Source organism: Pseudomonas sp. AF03-9 (assembly GCF_020515815.1).
Classification (GTDB): domain Bacteria; phylum Pseudomonadota; class Gammaproteobacteria; order Pseudomonadales; family Pseudomonadaceae; genus Aquipseudomonas.
This window is the reverse complement of record NZ_JAHPJF010000060.1, coordinates 1-960: the sequence shown is the minus strand read 5'-3', so window position 1 is coordinate 960 and position 960 is coordinate 1. Positions and strand designations below refer to the sequence as shown.

The 960-nt window shown below is 61.5% G+C and carries 2 protein-coding genes; both read right to left on the bottom strand.

Going from position 1 to position 960, the window contains the following annotated elements; translation table 11 throughout:
• Positions 1 to 264, bottom strand: a 264-nt coding sequence (locus LIY36_RS27615) for an ATP-binding cassette domain-containing protein (protein WP_226457861.1), incomplete at its 3' end; no start/stop codon positions are given.
• On the bottom strand, positions 261 to 960 hold a 700-nt coding region (locus tag LIY36_RS27610; RefSeq protein ID WP_226457860.1), incomplete at its 5' end, for an arabinose ABC transporter substrate-binding protein. The genes LIY36_RS27610 and LIY36_RS27615, both read right to left, overlap by 4 nt.

The window sequence follows — 960 nt, the reverse complement described above, 5'->3', positions numbered from 1 at the left end:
TTCCTGGTGGATCACCGCCACACCGTTGGCGATGCTGTCGGCGGCGCATTTGAAGGCCATGGTCTGCGCGCCGATCTGCACTGTGCCGCTGCTTGGGATGTAGGCGCCGCCAAGGATTTTCAGCAGCGTCGACTTGCCCGCACCGTTCTCGCCCATCAGGGCGTGCACCTGCCCGGGGTGGGCGGTAAAGCTGATGCCATCCAGCGCCTTGACCCCGGGAAAGGTCTTGCCGATGCCGTCAAAGCGCAGGGCCGAAGCGGTCATTGCCACAACCCGATTTTGGTCAGTTCTTCCTTGAAGTTGTCGCGGGTGATCAGCGTCACTTCATCCATGGCGGTGTACTTCGCCGGTTCCGTGCCCTTGGTGACCCAGTCGAACATCATTTTCGCGGTGTTGTAGCCCTCGATATGCGGGCTCGGCAGCATAGAACCGAAGAAACCACTGTCAGGCTTTTTCAGCTCGCCGATGGCGTCGGTGCCGTTGATACCGATGCCGATCACGTTGGCGGCCTTGAAGCCGGCGCTTTCGGTGGCGCGCACGCCGCCAAGCACGGTGTTGTCGTTCATGCCGCCGATGATCAGGTTTTTCGCGCCACTGGGCAGCTTGACCAGGGCCGAGTTGGTCGCGTCCATGCTACCGGGGACGTCGAGGGTCTTGGCCGCCGTGAACAGGATGTGCTCCTTGGGCATGCCGGCCTCTTCCAGGGATTTGACCGAGCCGTCGGTGCGTTTCTTGCCGGTGTCGAGTTCGTTGAAGGTGTTGATCACCGCGTAGGTGTCTTTCCAGTCCCAGCCACGTTTTTTCGCTTCGGCCGCCATGGCCGCGCCCTGTTTCTGGCCAACTTCGAAGGCCGCCATGCCCAGGTACGGCACGTCTTCCATAAAGGCGCCCTTGGCATCGACGAAGCGATCATCCACGGCAATCACTTTGAGGCCGTTGGCCTTGGCCTTGGCGACGATG